Genomic DNA, 3,316 nt, shown 5'->3' on the forward strand with positions numbered 1-3,316 from the left:
GCTGACAGGCGCGGGTCCGGCCGCAAGCCGTTCCGCGAGGCGATAACGCTGGGCAGCAAGGAAATCTTGCTCGGGGTCGGCCTTCTCCTCGGAGCGGCCATCCTGCTCGCCCAGAAATTCGGCGCCAGCATTCAGTGGGCCTCCGTGGTGCCCATCGCCGTCGTACTCCTCGGTGCCGTGCTGGTCTGGACGCAGCTGGACAAGACCCGGCGGGCAGGTTTGGTCAACCGGGCAGGAGCGGACCAGGCCGGTGGAATCTTCCGTATTGGCGCCGGACTGGTGCTGGTGATTATTGGCGTACTGGTGATGGTTTCCGGATCCGGACGCTGGGACTTGATGTGGTCGTCCGTCTTCGCCTCGCTGGCCGTGTTGGCCGGCGTCGGGCTGGTCCTGGCGCCTTGGGGACTGAAATTCTGGCGGGACCTGGAAACCGAGCGCTCCGGCCGGATCCGCGAGAGTGAACGGGCCGAGATCGCCGCCCACCTGCACGATTCGGTGCTGCAGACGCTGGCCCTAATCCAGAACCGCGCCGGTCATGAACAGGACGTGACCCGGCTGGCCAGGGCCCAGGAACGTGAGCTGCGCGAGTGGTTGTATAAGGATCCCAGCCGGGACCCGGGCAACTTGGTGGCGCGGATCAAAGCCGTCGCCGCGGAGGTGGAGGACGCCTACGGACACGCGGTCGACGTCGTCGCCGTCGGGGATGCGCCGATGACCGCCAGGCATGACGCGCTGGTGCAGGCGGCGCGGGAGGCAATGGTTAACGCCGCCCGGCACGCGGGACCGGCTTCTATCTATGTCGAGGCCAGCGCTGGTCAGGTGGACGTCTTCATCCGCGACCGCGGAGACGGGTTCGTGCTGGACGAGATCCCCGCGGACAGGCTCGGCGTGCGCGAATCGATCATCGGGCGGATGCAGCGCCATGGCGGGACTGCGACCATTAACAGCAAAGCCGGCGGCACCGAAGTATGTTTGTCGTTGAAGTCGGAACCGGAAGGACAACAGTGAACGCTCAGGCACCGGTCAGTATCGTCGTCGTCGATGATCACGCCATTTTCCGTTCGGGTCTGCGCGCTGACCTGGACGAGGGAATCCGTGTTCTGGCCGAGGCCGCGACGGTGGAGCAGGCGATTGCCGCGATCCGCGAGCACCAGCCGGAGGTTGTCCTGCTCGACGTTCACCTGCCCGGCGGCCGCGGCGGCGGGGGAGCGGAAGTCATCGCAGGCTGCGGCGCGTTGCTGGCCAGCACCCGGTTTCTCGCCCTGAGCGTGTCCGACGCTGCCGAGGACGTGGTCAGCGTGATCCGTGCCGGCGCCCGTGGCTACGTCACGAAGACCATCTCCGGCGGCGAGATTTCCGACGCCGTCCGCCGGGTAGCCGGCGGCGATGCGGTGTTCTCGCCCCGGCTCGCGGGATTCGTGCTGGACGCCTTCGGCACGGCGGCAGTGGCAAACGTCGACGACGAGCTGGACCGGCTTTCAGCCCGTGAACTCGAGGTCATGCGCCTGATCGCCCGCGGCTACAGCTACAAGGAGGTCGCCAAGGAGCTGTTCATCTCGGTCAAAACCGTGGAGTCCCACGTCTCGGCGGTGCTGCGCAAACTCCAGCTGTCCTCCCGCCACGAGCTCACCCGCTGGGCGGCCGACCGCCGCCTGCTGTAGCTTCCTCATCCGTCAGTTGATCGTCTTCCACCCGGGCCGTCCTGAACTTGGACAGTAGTAGTAGGAGGCCCGCAACCAGCATGACGCCGGCCGCCGCCCACAGCGCCGTTCCAACACCGGCGACGGCGGCAATCACACCGCCCAGCGGCGCACCAAGCACGATCATGCCGCGGTTTATGGACCGCATGGTGGCGCTCATCCTCGCGATCAACCGATCGGGAGTTACAGCCTGGCGGTAACCCATTTCCAACGGACTGCCGATGCCCATCGCAAATCCGAAAAGGAGCTGTCCACCTGCCGCCAGGATAAACGCCGCCCAAAGCGCGGCCGGCCACTCGGTGGGAGAGCCGTAAGCGTCCCCGGTGAGCGATTCACCGGAGGACGTCGAAGCGGCTGCGGAAGACAGAGCAGTGAGTGCGACCATTACCGGCTGGCACAAGTTTGAGGTCACGAGGACCACGCCGGTGCCCCAGCGTTCGCCGACCCGGTTTGATATGAGTGTTCCAAGGACTGCCCCGATCCCCGCGCAGCCCAATGTCAGCCCGAGGCCCAGCGCTCCCAACCGGAGCTCGTTCAGGATGAGTGCGGGGAAAACCGCTCCCATGATGGCGGAGCCGATGAACCAGATGTGACTGCTCCAGGCCATCGGCCCCAGCCGCTCGTGCCCGTACACCCACCGCAACCCCTCGCCAACCTTCCGTCGCAGCGAATCGTTGTTCCGGACCGGTGGTGTGTCGGTCGACGTTCGTTTCAACGAAATCAGTGCAAGGCCCGAAATGAAGTAGGACAACGCATCGATCAGTAACGCGAAGGGAGCGGTCAGCAACGCGACCAGGCCACCAGCGACGGCGCCGCCTGTGGTTTGCGCGACAGTCATGCTCTGTTGCAGCCGCGCATTCGCGCGGACCAGTAACGGTCTGGGAACCAGCTGCGGCAGGAAGGATTGGTAGGCAGCATCGCCCAACAGTGCCAATGTTCCAAAGCAGAACATCAGAATGATGAGTGCAGGAATGCTGAGAATCCCCAGGATACCGAAGACAGCCACCACAACCAGTACGACGCCGCGGCCCAGGTCGGCAGCGATGAGTACCTTCCGACGACGGAACCGGTCCACCCAGATGCCGGCCAGCAGCCCAAAGAGCAGATACGGCGCCCACCGCGAAGCATTGACCCACCCCTGATCCAGGGCGGTGCCGTCCAGGGTGACCAGGATGAGGACCGATAATGCGACGGTCGTGATGTAAGTCCCGAAATCCGACACCGTGGAAGCCAGCCAGAACCGCGCGAAGGGTTGGTTGTGACGCAGCTTCATCGCTCATCAGGAGGAGCCCCTCGCAGGTGCCGCGCTCCCGGCTCCTTTCAATCCCTGTGCGGTGTCCCTTAGTGGCTAAGGCATGGTTTTAGCCATCCTATGCGTCGGGCGCCGCGCGTGCCGCCGGATGTTGCGTGTCCATCGATGCACGCCGAAGCCATCCGGCCTTGTTACGTTTCCGGACTTGATTGCATTGCATGCACGTTTCGGACGAGTTCTAGCGGTCGTTGCAACGGCCCCTTAATTCGGGAGTTGCAACACCATTGGAAGCGTCATCAATTAATAGTTCTTTCTCTAAGGAAGAATCGTCCTCGAGGAAGAAAGCGGATCGACCGTCGGTGGC

At 64.4% G+C, this 3,316-nt stretch carries 3 protein-coding genes; 2 read left to right on the top strand and 1 reads right to left on the bottom strand.

Annotation, left to right across the window (positions count from 1 at the left end; all coding sequences use genetic code 11):
* Both Y707_RS31160 and Y707_RS0101960 read left to right on the top strand, forming a co-directional pair.
* Window positions 1-1,008, top strand: a 1,008-nt coding sequence (locus tag Y707_RS31160; protein WP_333782828.1) for a sensor histidine kinase, incomplete at its 5' end; no start/stop codon positions are given.
* Between the two features lie 20 nt (window positions 1,009-1,028).
* On the top strand, window positions 1,029-1,661 hold the full coding sequence (locus tag Y707_RS0101960; RefSeq protein ID WP_035779965.1) for a LuxR C-terminal-related transcriptional regulator: 633 nt from the start codon (window positions 1,029-1,031) through the stop codon (window positions 1,659-1,661).
* Here Y707_RS0101960 and Y707_RS22735 read toward each other — a convergent pair.
* On the bottom strand, window positions 1,627-2,973 hold the full coding sequence (locus Y707_RS22735) for an MFS transporter (protein WP_051441553.1): 1,347 nt from the start codon (window positions 2,971-2,973) through the stop codon (window positions 1,627-1,629). The two genes, Y707_RS0101960 and Y707_RS22735, sit on opposite strands and share 35 nt — an antisense overlap.
* Between the last annotated feature and the right edge of the window lie 343 nt (window positions 2,974-3,316).

The sequence above is a fragment of the Arthrobacter sp. H14 genome, assembly GCF_000520495.1.
Lineage (GTDB): Bacteria > Actinomycetota > Actinomycetes > Actinomycetales > Micrococcaceae > Arthrobacter_C.